Source organism: Bartonella sp. MR168JLCBS (assembly GCF_042194175.1).
The window spans coordinates 1-1,157 of the sequence record NZ_JBHIMP010000129.1; the positions used below are offsets into that span (position 1 = coordinate 1).

General features: G+C 40.8%; 1 pseudogene. It reads left to right on the forward strand.

Annotated elements, in window-relative coordinates:
- Nucleotides 1-950, forward strand: a pseudogene (locus ACFIK8_RS09745) (SIS domain-containing protein); the annotation flags it as partial.
- Nucleotides 951-1,157: the final 207 nt, after the last annotated feature.

The following is a 1,157-nucleotide window of genomic DNA, read 5'->3' on the forward strand; positions in this document are numbered from 1 at the left end:
GCGCTGTTACATCGGCGCTTAAAACACTTGCGAGTGAAAAACAGGGGCTTGAAGCTCTTGAAGCAGCTCTTCTTGGAAACCTTTCTTCCTCTTTTGAAGTTGCTGTTCAAACCATCAAAAATGCCAATGGTCATGTGGTGATTACTGGTCTTGGGAAGAGTGGTCATATAGGTACAAAAATTGCTGCAACCTTAGCTTCAACAGGGACACCTGCTTTTTTTGTACACGCTGCAGAAGCTAATCATGGTGATCTTGGTATGATAGGATCTGACAATGTCATTCTTGCCTTATCATGGTCAGGCGAAACCTTGGAATTAATGGCATTATAAACCATGCTGCACGTTTTCGCACACCACTTATCGCAATGACATCGGGTGAGCACTCTGTATTAGCACGACAAGCTGATGTTGTACTCTTATTGCCAAAGATAGAAGAGGCTTGTCCCCACGGGCTTGCTCCTACAACTTCAACAGTTGTGCAATTGGCGATGGGAGATGCATTAGCTGTTGCTCTTTTAGAAATGCGTGGCTTTACTGCAACGGATTTCAAAATTTACCATCCTGGTGGTTCTCTTGGTGCACACCTTAAATACGTGCGTGATATTATGCACGTGGGTGATAGTATGCCTTTGGTGGTGCAAGGTACAACCATGACTGAAGCTATGAATGTTTTGGTTGCGAAACATTTTGGTTGTGTTGGTGTTGTGAATCAAAGAGGTGAATTAATTGGGATTGTGACCGATGGTGATCTTGCACGCAATATTCACTTTAACTTATCAAAATTTAATGTTGATGACAAAAGATCCAAAAATTGTCGAGCCGAATACACTGGTTGGTGCTGCGACAGCTTTTATTAATGATCACCATATTGGTGCCTTTTTCGTGGTTGAAGATAAGAAACCATTAGGAATTGTTCATTTTCACGATCTTTTGCGTATTGGTGTTGCTTAGGTTAAAAAATATCTATTTCAGATAAAAGTTTGTTTTGGGTAAGAAGTTCAGCATAAAAAGACGAAATTCTTTCTGGGAGTCTGGGAGGCAGCTTTATTGAGGTGCCTTTTGAAAAAGATAAATATTTTACGGATTCCCATAGTGTAATGCAAATTACATTGACAGATGAGCTTATCACGGTGTCTGTATATCTTAGAAGAGACTCCC